The 708-nt window shown below is 53.0% G+C and carries 2 protein-coding genes; both read right to left on the reverse strand.

Features of this window, described 5'->3' with window-relative positions:
* A partial coding sequence (locus AC1DRJ_RS30985) for a hypothetical protein (protein ID WP_477805467.1) occupies positions 1–487 on the reverse strand: 487 nt, incomplete at its 3' end.
* Positions 484–708 (reverse strand): hypothetical protein (locus AC1DRJ_RS30990; RefSeq protein ID WP_477805468.1); only part of this gene is annotated, 225 nt, incomplete at its 5' end. The genes AC1DRJ_RS30985 and AC1DRJ_RS30990, both read right to left, overlap by 4 nt.

The following is a 708-nucleotide window of genomic DNA, read 5'->3' on the forward strand; positions in this document are numbered from 1 at the left end:
GCCAATGCGCGACCTTGGCACGGTCTACACCACACACTGCATGGGTCAAAGCAGCTAACAAAATCCCTGCGCCACTGGCCGGATCAATCACTCGACTCTCATGAGTGAGTTTGGAGGAGGCAAGCTGTGCGAGCCTAGAGGCAAGACGGAAGTCTGTATGATAGGCCCCGGTACTCTTTCGATCCTGTTCGTGCAGGGCTTCCCGAGCTAGAGCGCTCAGGGCCAAAGCAGGATGTATGGGGGAGCATTCAATAGCAGCGGCGACTGGAGCGGCAAGTTCCATCAACGTGACTGCTGTCATCTTGCTTTGAATGCCAAAGATTTCATGAAACCCTTCTAGATCAAACCCTCCAAAACGAGCCGACGCTGCCTCTAACACCTGAAGACGAAGCTCAAAGCTACCAAGGCCATGGCCACCAACAGCCTTAGTCAAAGCTGCTTCTGCTGGCGATAGGAACTCAACCTCAAGCGGACGCGGCGCACTCATGCATAGCTCTCCACAGGGATTTGCTTGAAGGTTTTATTGCGAGTTTTGGCAAGCCCTATATCTGGCCGCTCCGCCACAATCAAAAATTCGTTCACATCAGACGCCGTTCTACTTGCCACTTTATTGGGACGATAACGGCCAATGGCACCCAAGGGATGCATTGTGAACTTACCGGTCATGGAAAGCTCCTGCTTCATATCCTGCATGGAGATGTGCCCTTC

This window comes from Pseudomonas sp. P5_B2, from assembly GCF_056400445.1.